Genomic DNA, 17,844 nt, shown 5'->3' with positions numbered 1-17,844 from the left:
TCAGTTCAGGAGAAAACCGACGCGTCACCATGAATAAGCAGGCAGATCTCATGCATGTGATTAGTTAAAAGCCCCAGTCAGCTTCACTGCGGCACAACGGATGAACAGCCCAATGCCCTACTTCTATAACCGGTTATCGCATGACATCGAGTTGAAGAAGAAATTACGATGTGTCTGGTCTCAAATCCTTTCAATAGACGAAAGTTGCGCTTCTCTGATCCAGCTGTAAGCGGCGTATACTGGCGATATTCCAGTGTTTTACCGGCTTATTCGTCTGAATCTGGCTTCCATCGTAGGAACAGTGACCTCATGGGAAGGCGACGGATGAAGACAAATGGAGACGAGAAGGAGACTCACTTGGCCGAAACTACTGCTACCTATGCTCTGGGAGTCTTCTGTCAGCTCGTAAACCCTTATATATCTGGCGTAGACCACCACAAAAAGGGATTTATGAAGGATTTCTTCGATGCTGTGTTAGAGGATGACGGTCTAAGAAATCCACTTCCCCAACATCATCGAAACCGCAAACCCGGAAAGACCACTATTACCACCGGGGTCTGGTCTGGAATCAACGATACTGATCTGACTCGTTTTTATAACGGTCGCAAGAAGATTCCTGCCTGGAAAGCCGCCGAGTTTTATCAGCGCCTAGATATCTCGAAAGTAGAACGTCTTTGCTGCGATATCAGCATTGATGCCCTTGCCGATTTTCAAAAGGAGCTTATCAAGGCAAATATTAGAGTTACGGATATCAGTGAGCTTCCTTCTGCCACAGGAAAATGGCTTCTGTCAATACTCCAGGCGAATGCCGGTGGACGTGACATTCTCATCGACGGCATAAGCTTTCAGCCGAAATTCGATATTTTCGAAAACTTACCTCTGGCGTCTGGTCGCATCAACAACGGCAAATTGCACCTTGGGCGCTCTTCGGTCCCCTGGAAGGCTTATCCAATTCCACCGGATAAACCAGATGATCATCTTGAAAAGACATACCTCACGCAGATGCAAGCCGCCTATGCCGATCACTTGCACAAGCCAATCAACTGTTCCGACGATCTTCCTCAGACATGTCGTCCTGAATACGCCAAGCAACGTGAATATTTTTACGATGCGGAAGGAATGCGCAGGAATCTACGGGATGTTATAGAAAACGGAGAGCAAGAATTTGATGCACTGAAGGTTGATCTTTATGACGGAATATGCGATACCTGCGCATCTGATTACGCCGATGGACTGTTACGCATGCGAGCAACGCTATCTCAGGCAGCCGGTTTCCCCCTATCCGGTTCAGTTATAGCCCAATTCCCATCAATGATTAAGGCAGCGGAAAAGAAAGGGCTGTGTCATATGCTGGTCAACGACCATATGCTGGAGTGGGTACACGAAAATGAATAATTCATTATTTAACACAACACAGGAAACAGCAACACGATTGACATTATGCCTTCCCCTTCTTTCTAGACCTTCCACAATTGACGAAATCACAGCCATTGACCTTATCGCCACCTATATGAAAACATTCGGATTCGGACAGCGCAATCTTCACGGCGATGGTCCACATGCTTTAGCCGAATATGATGCTCGTCGCAAACGAATACAAGCAGGATTAGCCCAACTCGTAATCGTTGGAGCAGCAACCGTGGATTCCACTTGCCTGTTGTACCGCGCCACTCCGGAATGTTTCCAATATTCGGAAGCATTGCACGGCGATTACGCTGCCTCCTATCGACAGGCTGTTCAGCTCTTGATAAAAAACGATTATGAAACCATCATGAACCGAATAACGAAAGAGAACAACCAGTTATGAGAAACACATGGATACGTCGAATTTCGGCAATCAGAAAGGACGGAGTGGAATCCGCCATTAATCTCACATGCGGGCTGAACTGCATTATCGGCGCTTCGAACACCGGGAAAACCAGAATCGCAAAAACCGTGGAATTTGCCTGCGGAGGGAAAGAGCTCCCCTTTACCGATAAAACTGCCTATGAAATTGCACAGGTCACGTTCGTGACCAACGGCGGTGAGGTTTCGCTTAGTCGTTCGATTCACGTTCAGAACACTATCCATGTAAAATCCAGCAACCCAATGATCGTCCCCGGTTCCTACTCCGTTTCATCACGTGCCGGTAAATCAATCAATACGGTTCTTCTTGCCTTACTAGGCGTTGAATCAACCCGTAGAATAGCGACAAACGAAACCTACCATACAGTTGCTTTCACATGGAATGCCATCAGACATCTCATGATTGTCCCCGAGGACCAAATAGGACGTGCACGCCCCTCCATTCTTTTCCCCAAAAGTACCTCTCTAGCAACTCTCACACAAAGTCTGTCCTCGTTGCTCGTGCTAGTTCAAGATGAAAAAAATCGACAACTCCATACAGACAGAGAGTGCCAGCGAACGTCACGCCCGCAGAAAAGCCGTGGAACAGTTCATCCATCAGCAGTTGGATGATATAGAGCCTCGCATCAGACACCTTGAGGAGATGCGCCATATCGCAACAAATGAGGGGAAGACCATTCACACCTATTTGGAAGACCTTCACAAAAAAGCATTACACGTAGAACAGCAAAGACAAACTCTCCTCAATCGAGATGCCCATACCATCTCACATATCTCTCAGCTTAATCAACAATATGAGCACCTTGAGGTACTTATTCGCCAACGTAAGGTACTTATCAGTCAATACGAATCAGACGCTGCACGTCTTGATTTGCAACTACAGGCAATGAAACATGCCCGCACACATGCCTATCCCGCCACATGTCAGTTTTGCCACAGCCCCATCCACATGTCTGTGCCGACTGAACAGGACATTCTAATCGTCTCAACAGAAATTGAGCATATCCACAGAATCCAAGCAGACGTTGAAACCGATCTAGCCATCCTCGTCGACAAAGCCGATGAGGTGCAACAGGAGCTGCATCTGGAGAAACAGCAGCATCGGCAAAATATGCATTCGCTCAAATCCGACATTCAACCAACAGCGCAGCACATGCAACAAGATATTGAGCAAATTGCCCATGCAGAACAATTGCATGCGGAATATGCGGAACTCATAGCGCTGCATGCTCGTTTCAACAAGGCACTCGATGACGCTGGTCAAGCAACACAGAATGATGAAAAATACAAGCCACGCGAATGTTTCCAGAGTGATTTCTGGTATTCCATGAATAACACCATACGCAGCATTCTGCAACAATGTCATTTTCAAGGTGCTGATACTGCAGATTTCAGCAGATCTTCTTTTGATGTCGAAATAGCAGGGTATTCCAAGGCTGATGAACAAGGCAAGGGATACTGCGCATTTCTTAACAGCGTTGTTATGCTCGCATTTCATGATTATCTCAATGAACAGTCAAAGCATACTCCGGGTTGGCTGCTTATTGATACGCCTCTGCATGGGTTTGACGAAGGAATACGACCCCTGGAAGACTCATCCATGAAAGTGGGCCTGTTTTCCTATCTAGCGAAACAAGCGGTTTCACAACAAATCATCATTATCGAAAACACGAATCACATGGCTGGCATTCCTCTTGACGATAACATCAATATCGTCGAATTCTCGAAGGACAAGCACAACGGACGATACGGATACTTGGACGGGATTTACGATGTGTCTGACGAAAGTTAACGGCGGTCCCAAATCAAGTCACCTTGTCGAGGAGCGAACCCGCGCAGCCGCACTCCCCATGATTTTCCAAAGCCATTGACCGGACTAACTTGAGCGCATCGTGGGCGACAAGTGGCCGCTGCAGCACCGCCACGTGCTCGGCCAGGCCATCCGCATCCGCTCCCCGTACGTGGACGCGCTGTCCGTCACCCAGGTGCTCGCCCTCAGGTCGCTGCGCAAGAAGGTGGACAAGGAAGAGCTCTCGCAAAGCCAACAGGCAGGATTCATCTACCTCATCCTGTGCACCGTCTCCGGCGTCGCTGCCGGCCTGCAGAACACAGGCTGATCTACACACCAGCGCATATGGGGAAGCCCCGCTCACATCAAGCAGAGCTTCCCCGTTTTGTGTGCATCTTGCATCATCTTGCAATAATTCTTACATGTAAACAGAGAGTTCTTACATGAAAGAATTATTGAAAGGTGATGAAAGAACTTACTTTCACGCGTACCAATCATTCCAACACGTATCGGGATGACGGTCCATTCCCCTCGCGGCGCAACTTGCCCGCATCCTCTAGCTTCTTCAACACCCGGTATGCACTGATATAGCTCAGGCCAAACAAATCCATGACATCCGCCGTAGTGACGACACCATCATTTTTTTCGGCGAACTCCAGAACAAGGCCACTGCGCCGGGTGGCATCGATGTCACGCTGGCGCACGTAAGACGCCAGCCCCTCTGAACGTTTGTACACTCGGGCACTCAGCATATACGAACGAGAGCTCCCGCTACCGACCCCCTCTACCAAACCAGCTTCCACCAGATTCTCAACAGCGGACACGATGCGTCGATGCTCCAAATGAGAAAAATCGCACAATTGGACCACGGTAAGCCTACGATGCTCACGCAGCAGCGAGAGCACAATCAGTGACCAGACCGGCAATGGAGCCCCACGTCGACGTTCCTCGTCGCCAATCATGGTTACGAATGCCTCGTCAGGTACCACGCGGCGCAAGAACAAGATAACTTCCTCAGCACTGGACTGTGAATAATCCGGGAAAGAACCGCCTGCCGCAATCGACCCGGCATAGATGGTATCCACGCCTCGTCCGGTGCGTTCAACATATCCGGCAGCTTTCAGAATCAGGGCAAGCTGCGGATTGCGGGAACGCGGTTGTGCAGTAAGCAGGTTATCTTCGGAAACACCCTCTATGAATCCTCCGGGGTTGGCTATGGTCAACCCATCATCATCAACCAGGAACCTCACCGAACCCATTCGTGCATAATCGCGATGGCAGAAAGCGTTAATCATTGCCTCACGGAATGCCCCTCGATCGAAGTCTGGCAGATCGACCCGAATCAAGCCGCTCATGACTTCGTGGCTGGGATTCCACGGCTCCATCAGCTCGCCTACACGATCAAACATATCCACCAAGGGCAACACGAACGGATCCATATTGACCTTTGGAGACATGCCTTTCATCACTTGAAAAACAGCCGATGCGGCTGGAACCGATCGATGAATAGCATCAACCGAACCAATGGTGAGCAGACCAGCAACAGATGGCTGCAATCCATACGGGCCATCAACAACCAGCTCAAGTGCCCGATCGAAATCCTCATCAGTAAAAGACAACAACGAGTTTTGCGCATTGGCACTGCGAATATGGCTTCTCAACTTGTTCCGTGAGTCTGGATTCAAATCGTCCAACCGAGCCTCTGGGGCAGGTTGCGCACTGAAATCGTAGAACCGTTGCTGAGATAAACGGCTAATGAATTGGGAAACAAACAGCGGAACGACCTCAGGCGAGCCGTCTGCTTTCAGCCGGCGCTGCAATGTCTTCCCCTGACTGGTAGATACGATTTGCTGACTGTTATCCACCTCAATACTGACTATCGGCACCTCGTTCTCATACAAGAGCGCCACGCGAGCGGGAAGCTGCGGAACAGTCTTATTGAAAATTAGTACCGCAAGTCCATTGATATTGCGATGCTCGTCACATACGCCGGTCACAGTGCCATCGTCTTCAATACCGAGATACAGTGTGCCGCCTTCGGTATTGGCTAGAGCCACTACGTTGTCAACAATTTCATCATGCGATTGAGGGCGCTTCTGCTCACTCTTGAACTCAACCGTCAAACTTTCTTTGGCCGGCAACATGAGCATCCCCTTTCACCATCTTGCAATAATTCTTACATGTTAACAGAGAGTTCTTACATGTAAGAATTATTGCAAGATGGTGAAAGGGGTAAAGAGCAATCCATCCTGTCATCTCCAGCAACTTAAATCCGATCATCGCTGCTTTCGGCATATCTGATATCAGCCGCTGGTGCCAGTCCAATCACCCAATTGAAGCTCAACACGGCCAAAGACTCTACGCCGCAGTGGATTCGCGCTCGATGAGCTTATAGCCCACATTCACGGTCTGCGGGAAGAACTCGTCGTCCAGGTTCTCGATACGCCGCATAAGCAAGGTCAGCGCGGTATCCGCCATGCCCTTGAAATCGGTGGCCACGGTGGTCAAAGTCGGCACGCTGTACATGCTCTGGCTCAGGCCGTCGAAGCCGATAACGCGCACATCGCCCGGCACACTTACGCCATCGTCCGCCAGACCACGCAGAATACCGAGCGCAATACCGTCGTTCAGGCAGTACAGACCGTCGTACTTGCACTTGCCTTTCTTGGCCAAGCCGCGCCCGGCCTCGATACCGCCGTCAATCGACCACGAGGATTTGATGAAATCACGGCGCTCGTCAAACGGCAGTCCGGCCGCGAGAATCGTCTCCTTGGCGGCCCGCATACGAATATCACGCGAGCCGGGAATGATGTTGGGATTGTTGGGATCGTGATTGTCGCCGACGATGCCGATGCGCGCACAGCCACGCGCGATAAGGTGTTCGATTGCCGCCCGTGAGCCGGCGTCGCTCGGCGCGTTCACGGTGTCGACGGGCAGGCTGGTGTCGTAGTTTTCCAGCATGACGGCCGGGTGCCGCTTCAGGATATCGACCGCACGTGGCGCATTGATGGCGATGATGCCGTCCGAAAACGTGTACGACAGATCGTTGTCGTCGGTAAGATACCGGGACAGTTCGATGAGCATGTGCGAGTCGCGCTTGTGCACTTCCTCAGCCACACACATGGCCAGATGGGAGAAATAGTCGCCCTCGAGGCCCGAGGTAAGGAAGGTGATGGTATCGGACCGCCCAGAACGCAGGGACCGGCCAGACAGGTTGATTTTATAGCCGAGTTTGCGGGCGGCGTCACGCACGCGTTGCGTGGTTTCGGGCTTGACGTAATCCTTGCCTCGCAGGGCCGCGGAGGCGGTGGTGGCGGTCACTCCGGCCAGTTCGCCGACATCCTTTAAGGTCACCATCGTTACCATCTCCGCATATCACGAACCTTATCGATAAGAATCCATAGTACCGCCCACATCTCAGCCGAGGATGAGACCCTCGGTCGAGGCCCTGCCCGGCGACTCGAACGCCGCGGTCACCGTGGTGAGCACCGACGCTGCAAACGAAAACATGTCAAACCAAGAAATGGACATGACGGAGTCATTGTTTTCCGAGAGGGATATGCCGCGTCCACGGGCAGACGTCACGTATCAATCACGCCGATACCGTCATATAACTGTTTTCGATGTGAGAAAGCTCATAGCTTCCGACCACAGAAATCAGCCACAGCAACCCCATAACAGCGTTATAGTTCTGTTTGTCGGCGTCGACAAGAGCCAGCAGCGCCGATGAAATGCACACCAAGGATGTTTAGCGAATTGTTCGCAGTTCGCACGATTCGATTTGATTCGATTCGTGCAGCCCGGATGGTTCACAGGGGCATGCCGTCGTGATGTGCGTGGATATGGGCGATACGACTCTCGTTCGGGCCGGCAGGCCATCGTACACCAGTTACGAAAGGATCCGCCCATATATGGCAAGGTTTACCGAGAATCGTTGGACCAGCGCGATTATCCCTGCACTGCTGATTCATATCCCAATCGGTACCGTCTATTGCTGGAGCGTGTTCAAGCAGCTTATCGCTGACCGTCTCCACGCCAGCCCCGCCTCCGTGGAATGGGGCTTCTCACTCGCCATCTTCTTCCTCGGCATGTCCGCCGCGTTTGCCGGGCCAATGGTGGAGAAAAACATCAAGAAATCCGCACTCGTCTCCATGGTCTGCTTCGTGGTCGGCTTCGCCGGCACGGGCGTGAGCATCGCCCTGAACTTCCTGCCGGGCGTGTTCATCTGTTATGGCGCGATCATGGGCATCGGCCTGGGCGTCGGTTATCTGACTCCGGTCAAGAACCTGATGCTTTGGTTCGCCGACAACAAGGGCCTCGCCACCGGCATCGCCGTCGCCGGCTTCGGCCTGGCCAAGGCCATTGCCAGCCCACTGATGGAATATCTCATCGGCACGGTTGGCCTGGTCAGCATGTTCTTCATCCTCGCCGCGGTCTACGCGGTGATGATGTTCGTCGGCTTCCTGCTCATCAAGCGTCCGGCCGGCTGGGTGTACGATCCCGCGACCTCACACGTCAGCCGCAAGACAATCCTCAAGAAGCCCGTGTTCTGGGGCATCTGGATAGCCTTCTATATCAACATCACCTGCGGCCTGGCCCTCATCAGCCAAGAGAAGGACATCCTGCACGATGTGCTCAGGGCCTTCCCGCAGTATGCCAACCTGAGCCCCGCCAAGTTTGCCGCCGCCATCTCCGGCATCATCGGACTGGTGCTCGCCGTGGACTCCGTGTTCAACACGGCTGGCCGCGTGGGCTTCTCCACACTCTCCGACCACCTGAAGCGCCGCGAGACCGTCTATCAGGTAATCTTCATCATGTCGATTGCCGTGTGCTTGCTGCAGATCTTCACCAACAGCATCGGCAACGCTCTGCTGTGGGCCGTGCTGGCCATGCTGTTCCTCGTCAACGCGGGCTATGGTGGCGGTTTCTCGACGCTGCCCGTGCTGCTTGATCAGCACTTCGGCACCAAAACCGTCTCCACCACGCACGGTCTGACGCTGAGCGCCTGGGCGTTCGCCGGTCTGTCCGGCAACCAGTTGGCCTCGTTCGTAGTTGCCCACGCGCCTGATCAGGCCCACCGCTACGCCGCGCTGATTCCGGTGCTCACCGGCCTGTTCGTCGTGGCCCTGATCAGCATCAGCTTGGTCAAGTACCTCGGCGACAGAAACGTCACGAAGGCCGTCGAAGACCGAGGCTGAGCTGCCGCAAAACAACGATTCTGCCGGAGTCGGGCGCATCGATCGCATCAATCGATGTACGTCACGATTTTGGCAGAATCGTTGTTGTTGCTGTTGAGTACCTGAGGTCGTGCGGCTTACGCGCCGACCAGTTCGAGCATTTGGGGGATGCTCTTTTTGCCGAATTCGACTTGCTGGGTGCCGTCGGCGTGGGTGATGACGATGCAGGGCACGCTCATCGCGCCGTACTGGTCCTTAAGTTCGGGGAAGTGCGAGACGTCGTAGGCTTCGGCGCGCACGGCCGGGCTCAGGGAGGCAATGCGCTGGGAAGCAAGCACGGTTTCCGGGCACATCGTGCAGGTGAGCGAGACGAGGATCATGATGTTCAGCGGGTCCGTGATGGACTTCGCGCGTTCGACCAGGTCATCGCCCAGCGGCTGGCCGGGACCGGCCGCGTTGTACAGGCCGAGCACGAACGAGTTGAACTCGTGGCCGGAAGGTACGCCGTGGAAGGCCAGACCGGTGAAGACCAGTGAACCATTGCCGTCCTTGCCGGCCTTGCCGTCGCCCTCAGCCGGCACGCAGATGCGCACAGTTGGGCGGGCGAGCGGCAGGACGCCGGCGACGTCGAATGTGGCGCGGCCGGAATCGTCCAACGAACCATAAGTGGGCAGTTCGGTGCCGTCCGGCAAGGTGACGGACAGCGGTTCGCCGACCACCAAAGAAGTAGGCACAGAAGCACCATCCACCGCCGTGATCAGCCCTGCGGCATCAACGGCAACCGAGTTCAGCTTGCCGCCGGACAGCGCAACCATCTCGCCGATGAAACCCTGCAATTCCGCCGAAAGCGGAGTGCCGTCCAGTTCGAGAGCGAGCGTGACCGGGCGGGTCATGCGTCCGAAGACCACGCCAAGCTGCTGCTTGACGGCGGCGGAGAACAGTTCGCCGGGCTTCTTGGCGGCGCTGGCTGCGGCTGCGGCATCGGCGCTGCGTTTGGCGGGAGCCGGGGCGGGCGTCGTGCCAGCGGCCGAGGCGGCGGAGGCGGCCTTGGCCTCGGACTCCTCATAAGCGGAAGCAGTGGGACGCGGCGGCACCAAGCCGGTTTTCTCGCTCATCTGCTTGGCGTAACGCTCCAGTTCCACGGCGGCAATCGCACCGTCGGCGGTGGCGGTGACCACCTGGCGCAGGTTCTTGACGCGCAGATCGCCGGCCGCGTACACGCCCGGCACCGAAGTTCTGAGGTAGTCGTGCGTGACCACGTAACCGTGGTCGTCGAGCTCCACCACGCCGCGCACCAAATCGGTGGCGGGCACATAGCCGGCGAACACGAAGACGCCGAAGGTGCCGGCGTCGGCGGGCTTCCACGTTTCGGTCTGGCCGGTGGCAAGGTTCAGGATTGAGGCTTCTCGCAGGCCTCCTTGGCCGGCGGTGACGCCCTTCAGCTCGACCTGATAACGCACGTCGATCTTCGGGTTGTTCTTGGCTTCGGCGGCCACTGCGGCATCGCAGGTGAAGTCCGGTTCGCGCACGAGCACGGTGACTTTGGAGGCGTATTTGGTCAGGAACACGGATTCCTCGGCTGCGGCGAATCCGCCGCCGACCACCAGTACTTCCTTGCCGGTGAAGAACTCGCCGTCGCAGGTGGCGCAGTAGGCCACGCCGCGGCCGGCGTACTCGGCCTCGCCCTCGAAGCCCAGCTTGCGCGGGCTGGCGCCGGTGGCGATGAGGATGCCGAAGGTCTTGAGGTCGCCGCGTGAGGTGTGCACGGTTTTGATGTCACCATCCACGTCGAGACCGGTGGCTTCGGCGGAGAGGAATTCGGCACCAAAGTCCTGAGCCTGCTGACGCATGGTCTGGGTGAGCGCGCGGCCCGTGGTGCGGCCCACGCCCGGATAGTTGACGACTTCGTTGGTGATGGTGATCTGGCCGCCGAAATCATCTTTTTCAAGAATCAGCACACGGTAGCGAGCGCGGGCCAAGTACAGGCCGGCCGTCAGGCCAGCCGGCCCGCCACCAATGACGACGACGTCATAGAGATTGTTGGTCTGAGTCATGAAAACTCCCTTACATACACTGGCTCCCCTCTCTGAGGGGAGCTGTCGTAGTGAGACTGAGGGGAGCATATCGGATCAGGCTAGCTCTCGCGAGCACTCCCCCCAGTCGCTTTCAGCGACAGCTCCCCTCAGAAAGGGGGGCCAAGATTACCGCCTATTCAGTGTCGATCACAGCTGGCCGACGAGGTCGAGGCTGGGCTCGATGGTTTCCTCGCCAGGGGTCCAGTTGGCGGGGCAGACCTGGTCGCCGTGCTCGTAGACGAACTGGGAGGCCTGCACGCGGCGCAGCAGCTCCTCGGCGTTGCGGCCCACGTTGGAGGAGATGACCTCGTAGGCCACGACCTTGCCCTCCGGGCTCACGATGAAGTCGCCACGCTCAGCCACGCCATCGGCCTCGTTGTAGGTGTCGAGATCCTTGGCCAGCAGGGCGGTCGGGTCGGCAAGCATCGGGTACTCGATCTTGGCGATCTTCTCGTTGGCGTCGTGCCAAGCCTTGTGCACGAAGTGGGTGTCGCAGGAGACGGAGTAGATCTCGCAACCGATTTCCTTGAACTTGGCGTAGTTCTCGGCCAGGTCTTCAAGCTCGGTGGGGCACACGAAGGTGAAGTCGGCCGGGTAGAAGAAGAACAGGGACCAGTGGCCGAGCACATCGTCCTTGGTCACTTCGTGGAACTCATTGTTCTGGAATGCGTTCACCTTGAAATCGGTCAGTTCATGCTGCAGAAGAGTCATCATCGGTCCTTTCGGGAATTGTTAATCTTCAAGCGTTTACCACCACCTATCGTAATGTGGTGAGCCACGGCTCGCGCGGGTGTAACGTATGAGCCTTATCACACCACCCGCAACCCTTGTGCCCAAATGGCCGTTGCCCCAATCACGACTATGCGCGAATACTCGCTAATATGGCAATCAGCAGCCCGCTGATAATGGAGGTTTCATGGCTCAGTCAGACTTTGAACAGGAATCGACCGCAAACGCAACGTGGAGTCGCATGCTGCAAGGCAACCGGCGCTTTGCCGAGGGCAAGCCCGACCATCCATGGCAGGATCAGGAGACCCGTCAAACGTTGCTTGATGGCCAGAACCCGGATGCCGCGGTGCTCTCCTGCTCGGACTCGCGCGTACCTCCGGAAATCATTTTTGATCAGGGCCTGGGCGACCTGTTCACCGTGCGCACCGCCGGGCAACTCATCGATAGCGCGGTTATCGCCTCGCTGGAGTACGCGGTCAAGAAACTGCACGTCAGCCTGATCTGTGTGCTCGGTCACGAGCACTGCGGCGCAATCGAGGCCGCCGAGCAGGAGCTGGACGACCTGATGCACACCATCACTTCCGAAGCCGACGGCTCACTGGAGGCCGCGGATGCGATGGACGACCTCGACGAGCACATCGCCGCCGCCGAATCGATTATTCTGCGCCAGGCCGGCATGTCCGTCTGGCAGGCGCGCGAAGCCGAGCTCGACGCGCATGAAGATATCGAGCGCGTGCATGTGGCCCACATTATTGAAACTTTGGTGGAGCAGTCTCCTGTCATCCAGCAGGCCCTCGCCGCTGACAAGCTCATGATCGTCGGCGCCCGCTATCAGCTCGATTCCGGCAAAGTAGAAGTGCTGAGCTTCTGAGCGTGCGATCCGCAACATCGCCAACCTGCGTGGGATTTGGCGAATCCTTGGCCATAGCCGCGAGAAACAGCCTCTCTGCACTAGTAATGCCGTCCAGCGCTGGAGCGCATACGGCATCGTCGAAGGCGAGCAACGCATCGGAAACACCGGTCGACACGTCGGCCGCAGTAATGATAAGAGTGCCCTTCCCTTTGCCGAGTTTCTTACTGCCCAGCCAGCACACCCCAATTTGACGTGCCACTCCCCTAGAGTTGAAGCCATGTCACTTGGTTTGAACATCCTCCTGATTTTTGTATTTCTCGTTATCGGTTCCGTGTTCTCCGGCACCGAGTTGGCATTGGTCTCTCTGCGCGGCTCGCAGATCGAGCAAATGGAGCAGGAGGACGCTCGCGGCGCCAAAGTCGCCAAAATCGCACGTGACCCGAACACCTTCCTGTCCACCGTGCAGATCGGCGTGACGCTCTCCGGCTTCCTGTCCGCCTCGTTCGGCGCCTCTTCCATCGCCCCCTACCTGATTCCGGCGGTCGAAAGCTGGGGCGTGCACCCCGGCATCGCCGGCGGCCTGGTGAACATCATCCTGACCCTCATCATCTCCTACTGTTCCATCGTGATCTCCGAGATGGTGCCCAAGCGCATCGCCATGCAGCGCACCGAGCAGATCGCGCGCGCCGTGGTGCCCGCCATCGACGCCTTCGCCGCCGTCTGCCGCCCGATCATCTGGCTCATCGGCAAGAACACGAACGGCATCGTCCGCCTGCTCGGCTTCGACCCGCAGCAGACCGAGTCCGAGGTGTCCGACGACGAGCTGCGCGTGCTGGTCAGCTCCAACACCAACCTCTCCAAGGACGAACGCACGATTCTGGACGATGTGTTCGACGCGTCCGAAACCATCGTCGCCGAGGTGATGCGCCCACGTGCCGACGTGGTCTTCATCGAGGGCGACCAGCCCTTGGCCGAGGCCGCCGCGTTCGTACGCGACCAGCCGTACTCCCGTTACCCGGTGACCGGCAAGGATTTCGACGACGTGATCGGCTTCGTGCATGTGCGCGATCTGCTGGACGTGCGCGATCCGAACGCCAAGATCGTGCGCGATGTGGTGCGCGAAGGCATCTCCCTGCCCGGCACCTCCAAGCTGCTGCCAAGCCTGGAACTGCTGCGTAAGCGCGGCATCCATCTGGCCGTGGTCATCGACGAGTACGGCGGCACGGACGGCATCGTGACGCTTGAGGATATGACCGAGGAGCTTGTGGGCGATATTCGCGATGAGTACGATCTGCCCAGCGAGAAGGGCGGCGAACGCACCACCAGCACCGCGTTCGTCAATGGCGTGGCCACGATCGAGGCCAGCATGACCATTGAGGACTTCGCCGATCTGACCGGCATCGAATTGGAGGACGGCCCGTACGAGACGGTCGCCGGCTACTTCTTGTCCAAGACCGGCAAGATGGGAGCGGTAGGCGACGTGCTGCATTCCGACGACGGCTACAACATGGTCGTCACCAAGGTGGATGGCCGCCGCATCGAAACCATCGAAGTCCGCAAAGCCGGCGCCCCGGACCATGCGCCGCTGCCGGCCGAATCACAAAGCGACGATGCCAAATAGTCGCGTGATATTCACCACCTATTCGTTCGGCCCGGGGCATAACCAAAAAACGTAGAATGAAAGGGCAACGTTCCACCTACTGAAAGAAGGAACATTATGACACTTGCATTTGTTGTGCCGGGCCTTGATGAAGCGGCCAGTGAGAAGGCCATCGCCATCCTGCAGAACCGACTGAGCCAGGAGCAGGAGGCCGCTCTGGTCCTGAAGCACGCACACTGGAACGTGACCGGCCCGAACTTCATCGCCGTTCACGAGATGCTTGACCCCGAGGTCGAGGCCGTGCTGGCCCAGGCCGACGAGACCGCCGAGCGCATTGCCACTCTGGGCGGCACCCCGGATGGCCGTGCTGACGCCATCGTGCGCAACCGCACGTGGAAATCGTTCGACGCTGAGGGCCGCGTGGGCACCGAGGAGTATCTCAAGGCGCTGATCGAGTACTACGACGCCTTCATCGCCGACGACCGCAAGGCCATCGCCGAGCTGGACGAGCTGGATGTGATCAGCTCCAACATCATCCAGGACCACGTGCAGGAACTCGAAAAGTTCCAGTGGTTCATGCGCTCTCACCTGGCATAAGTAAAAGCAGTATTCCGTGGCTCCCCTCAAAGAGGGGAGCCACTTTCGTCTCACGTGAAATAGAGAGTCTCCACATACATAAGTTGGAAAAGTGTATAAAACTCCCCATTTTGAGGTTGGAAAACGTAGCCAAAACCGCATTCTTATGGTTGGAAAAGTGTAAAATATGCGCTATAAACAGTTGGAAAACGTGCCCAGCATAGATGCAAGGCCTACAAATGACTGGAGATTCTCATGCTGCGAAGAAAAATCGAGACACAGCTGGAAGCTTGGAGATCCGCGCCGAAACGCACTGCACTGCTGGTCACCGGAGCCCGTCAGATTGGCAAAACCTATATCATCAGGCACTTTGCCCAACAGCATTACGACCATATCGCCGAGCTCAATTTCATCGAGAACCCTGACCTCGTTGCATTATTCGATCGGCCCCGCGATGCCAAAAACCTACTGATGAGGCTGGAACTGGCCGTAAATACGCCATTAGTACCCGGCAAAACCCTGATTTTCTTTGACGAGGTCCAGCGTTGCAAGGAAATGGTCACCGCAATTAAGTTCCTTGTAGATGATGGTCGGTTCGATTACGCGCTTTCCGGCTCGCTACTTGGAGTCGAGCTCGAAGATATACGCTCGGTACCGGTCGGGTACCTGACCGAGCTGGATATGTATCCACTGGATTTCCAAGAGTTCTGCTGGTCGCAGCATATCGGCAACGACGTATTCGATATGCTTGCCGAATGCTTTGCCAAGCACCAGGAAGTGGATGAGTTCATTCATCAAAGGCTCATGGAGCTATACTCCAAATATCTGGTCATCGGCGGCATGCCTGCCGCAGTCGACTCGTTCGTGGCAAACGGCAGCGTTGCGGACGTGCGCACTATACAAGAGAACATAAAGCGTGAATATCGCCGCGATATCAGCCAATACGCGCGCAAAGAAGACCGGCTGCATATCCGCGCTATCTACGATTTGGTGCCCAGCGAGTTAAATAACCCAAACAAGCGCTTTACCTTCGCCAAAATCGAAAAGAACATGAGATTCCAATCGGTTGCTTCCGATTTCGATTGGCTGGTCAATGCGGATGTAGCCGTCGCCGCGTACAACGTGGACGAACCGTGCACACCGTTGGAGATGAGCAAGGAACGTAACCTCTTCAAACTCTTTTACAACGACGTGGGTCTGCTTACCGGCTCGTTTCTCAAGAAAACCGCGCTCGACGTACTCGACGGCAACCCTGATATCAACTACGGTTCAATCTATGAAAATGCGGTGGCCCAAGAGCTACGCGCTCACGGATTTGACCTGTACTACTACAACAGTAAGAAGCTTGGCGAGCTCGATTTCCTCATCCAAGACCGCAACGATCACGTGCTGCCGATTGAGGTGAAGTCCGGCAAATCCTACAAACGCCATCGCGCAATGGACAACGTGCTCGTCCACCCTGAATACCATCTCAATACAGGCTATGTGCTTGGCCCGTGCAACGTCTCAGTCGAAGGGAATGTAACCTACCTGCCTGTATACATGGCCGGCATGTTCCATAACGAATGACGGGCCGCACACTTAGTCAACAAGTACATGTCGGTCAGATGGTTCGGACTGGTCAGAGGGCCCGCTCTGATCAGTTAGGTCGGTCTGAACGGACTGGCTGGGCTGGTCGGCCTGAGTAGCCCGTTTGGACCGATCCGGTTCGCCCTTGCTGGCCTTCACACTGCTTCAGCTCCAGCTGAAGTTCGCTGATGCGCCGTTCGAGTTCGTCGATGCGCCGCACGTGTGGCGAAGTGAGACTAAGGGGAACCGAGAGATGGCTCACAGGCCGAGGGCACCGGCCACGGCCATGGCCTCGTGTTCGGGATCGGCCTGGCCGATGTGTACGTTGACGTGAATTTCGTCATCGCCCGGCTCTTCGAGAATGTCGGACTGGGATTGCAGCATGCTCGGCTTCATGAAGTGGCCTTGGCGGTGGGAAAGGCGTTCCATCACCTCGTCGAATGTGCCCTGCATGTAGACGAACACCACGCCTTGACGGCGCAGCTTGTCGCGGTAGATCTTCTTCAACGCCGAGCAGGTGACCACGGCGGGCTCGCCGGCGGCCACGCGCTCGTCGATCCACGCGGCGATGGTGTCGAGCCAAGGCCAGCGGTCTTCGTCGGTGAGCGGGTGTCCGGCGGCCATCGAGATGGTGGCGCATTCGGACCATGCGGCAAATCGTCGACGAATCCGATCAGGCCATCAGCCACATCGCCGGCACTGAAGCCTGACCCGTCATCGTCACAGCACCACGCGGCGGTTGAGGTCGCGGCGCAGCGTCTTCCAGCCGGGTAGGTAGGCGGTCATGCGGCGCTGGAATCCGGCACCGTGGCCGCTTTCCCACAAATGCGTCATCTCATGGACCAAGACGTATTCCAGGAATTGCGGTTCCATCAGTCCCAATTGAAGGTTCAGACGGATGCGGCCGGTTCGCGGTGTACACGATCCCCAGCGCGAGGTCATGACCCGTAGCGTGATATGCGTGGGCTGCCGGCCGACGACCGGCCCCCACTTGGCCAGCAGCTGTGGCAACGCGGCGTTGATCGCGGCCGCCGCTTGTCGTTTGCGTTCGTCGGTCCAGATTTGGGAGCGGTCAAAATACGGTTGGACATTCGTACCGGCTTGGCCTGGCCCGGCGTCACCAATTCCCGGACGACTGATATCACCGGTTTTCGGACGACCGGCAACGCCTCCATCATGGCCGCTGGCACCAGCTACACCACGACCTCCGTTCTCGAAGCCGGCGCCCTCGTTCAATGCCATGATGGAGCGCCGTTGCGCCTCAGCCATGCGCTGCTGCTGGGCGAGAATCCACGAATGTCGCTCTTTGACGAAATCCGCAATGCGACTCTCGCTCATCCGCATCGGTGCGGAGATTTCGACGCGGCCGCTCGGCGGTTTGATGCGCAGATACAGGTTTTTGATGGGTTTGCGCGTCAGGTGCAGATGGATGCCGTCAATGTCCAACGACTGCCCGGCGGCAGCGGACCGAACGGATTTCGGCGCACCGGACTTCGGAGCGGTGGATTGACGACGGCGATAAGGCATGCAAGTCATTCTTGCACAACGGCGGACAACAAGCGGCACACAATGCCGCCCCTCACGAATCGGCAACCGCCCCTTACCCCCACGCGCACGCCCTGTCCGACTAT

14 protein-coding genes and 1 pseudogene are annotated in these 17,844 nt (G+C 56.4%); 9 read left to right on the top strand and 6 right to left on the bottom strand.

The features are described 5' to 3' along the window. Positions 1-357 precede the first annotated feature (357 nt). The 4 genes and pseudogenes from BLLJ_RS00185 to BLLJ_RS00175 form a co-directional block, all read left to right on the top strand. Positions 358-1,395, top strand: coding sequence for an ABC-three component system protein (locus BLLJ_RS00185; protein ID WP_229063274.1), 1,038 nt, complete (start codon positions 358-360; stop codon positions 1,393-1,395). Further along, the gene (locus BLLJ_RS10805; RefSeq protein ID WP_011742575.1) at positions 1,388-1,807 is read left to right on the top strand and encodes an ABC-three component system middle component 2; all 420 of its coding nucleotides are present in this window, start codon (positions 1,388-1,390) and stop codon (positions 1,805-1,807) included. The genes BLLJ_RS00185 and BLLJ_RS10805 overlap by 8 nt, the downstream gene beginning before the upstream one ends. Positions 1,808-2,359: 552 nt before the next feature. Then, entirely contained in the window at positions 2,360-3,637 is a 1,278-nt protein-coding gene (locus tag BLLJ_RS00180) for a coiled-coil domain-containing protein (RefSeq protein ID WP_013582298.1), read from the top strand. A gap of 94 nt (positions 3,638-3,731) precedes the next feature. Further along, a pseudogene (locus BLLJ_RS00175) lies at positions 3,732-3,962 on the top strand (phosphoenolpyruvate carboxylase); the annotation flags it as partial. A gap of 166 nt (positions 3,963-4,128) precedes the next feature. Here the strand turns inward: BLLJ_RS00175 and BLLJ_RS00170 are convergent. Together BLLJ_RS00170 and BLLJ_RS00165 are read right to left on the bottom strand one after the other, a co-directional pair. After that, positions 4,129-5,784 (bottom strand): RNA-binding domain-containing protein, encoded by a 1,656-nt coding sequence (locus tag BLLJ_RS00170; RefSeq protein ID WP_007054562.1) that lies wholly within the window; start codon positions 5,782-5,784, stop codon positions 4,129-4,131. A 208-nt stretch (positions 5,785-5,992) separates the two neighbouring features. Further along, complete coding sequence (locus BLLJ_RS00165; RefSeq protein ID WP_013582297.1) at positions 5,993-6,991, bottom strand: LacI family DNA-binding transcriptional regulator; 999 nt, start codon at positions 6,989-6,991, stop codon at positions 5,993-5,995. A gap of 554 nt (positions 6,992-7,545) precedes the next feature. On the opposite strand from BLLJ_RS00165, the gene BLLJ_RS00155 reads away from it, so the two are divergent. Continuing rightward, positions 7,546-8,832 carry an OFA family MFS transporter gene (locus BLLJ_RS00155; RefSeq protein ID WP_007051737.1) on the top strand — a complete coding sequence of 429 codons (1,287 nt, stop codon included), beginning with the start codon at positions 7,546-7,548 and terminating at the stop codon, positions 8,830-8,832. A gap of 116 nt (positions 8,833-8,948) precedes the next feature. On the opposite strand, the gene BLLJ_RS00150 is transcribed toward BLLJ_RS00155, so the two are convergent. Both BLLJ_RS00150 and ahpC read right to left on the bottom strand, forming a co-directional pair. Next, the gene (locus BLLJ_RS00150; protein ID WP_007056574.1) at positions 8,949-10,865 is read right to left on the bottom strand and encodes an FAD-dependent oxidoreductase; all 1,917 of its coding nucleotides are present in this window, start codon (positions 10,863-10,865) and stop codon (positions 8,949-8,951) included. A 168-nt stretch (positions 10,866-11,033) separates the two neighbouring features. After that, positions 11,034-11,597 (bottom strand): alkyl hydroperoxide reductase subunit C, encoded by a 564-nt coding sequence (gene ahpC, locus BLLJ_RS00145; RefSeq protein WP_007056578.1) that lies wholly within the window; start codon positions 11,595-11,597, stop codon positions 11,034-11,036. A 205-nt stretch (positions 11,598-11,802) separates the two neighbouring features. On the opposite strand from ahpC, the gene BLLJ_RS00140 reads away from it, so the two are divergent. From BLLJ_RS00140 to BLLJ_RS00125, 4 genes are all read left to right on the top strand, one after another. Further along, positions 11,803-12,486 (top strand): carbonic anhydrase, encoded by a 684-nt coding sequence (locus tag BLLJ_RS00140; protein ID WP_007056544.1) that lies wholly within the window; start codon positions 11,803-11,805, stop codon positions 12,484-12,486. A gap of 259 nt (positions 12,487-12,745) precedes the next feature. Next, positions 12,746-14,089 (top strand): hemolysin family protein, encoded by a 1,344-nt coding sequence (locus BLLJ_RS00135; protein ID WP_013582296.1) that lies wholly within the window; start codon positions 12,746-12,748, stop codon positions 14,087-14,089. 96 nt (positions 14,090-14,185) lie between these two features. Further along, entirely contained in the window at positions 14,186-14,665 is a 480-nt protein-coding gene (locus BLLJ_RS00130) for a Dps family protein (RefSeq protein WP_007051742.1), read from the top strand. A gap of 234 nt (positions 14,666-14,899) precedes the next feature. After that, positions 14,900-16,213: an ATP-binding protein gene (locus tag BLLJ_RS00125; protein WP_013582295.1), complete on the top strand. Its 1,314-nt coding sequence runs from the start codon at positions 14,900-14,902 to the stop codon at positions 16,211-16,213. 258 nt (positions 16,214-16,471) lie between these two features. Here the strand turns inward: BLLJ_RS00125 and BLLJ_RS00120 are convergent, their stop codons facing one another. Continuing rightward, on the bottom strand, positions 16,472-16,837 hold the full coding sequence (locus BLLJ_RS00120) for a gluconokinase (protein WP_007051744.1): 366 nt from the start codon (positions 16,835-16,837) through the stop codon (positions 16,472-16,474). Positions 16,838-16,933: 96 nt separating this feature from the next. Then, positions 16,934-17,740 (bottom strand): YgjP family zinc-dependent metalloprotease, encoded by an 807-nt coding sequence (locus BLLJ_RS00115; RefSeq protein ID WP_007054570.1) that lies wholly within the window; start codon positions 17,738-17,740, stop codon positions 16,934-16,936. Positions 17,741-17,844 lie beyond the last annotated feature (104 nt).

The organism is Bifidobacterium longum subsp. longum JCM 1217 (genome assembly GCF_000196555.1).
Taxonomy (GTDB): Bacteria; Actinomycetota; Actinomycetes; order Actinomycetales; family Bifidobacteriaceae; genus Bifidobacterium; species Bifidobacterium longum.
Note: the sequence above shows the minus strand (reverse complement) of the source record. Positions and strands in the feature narration are given on the sequence as shown.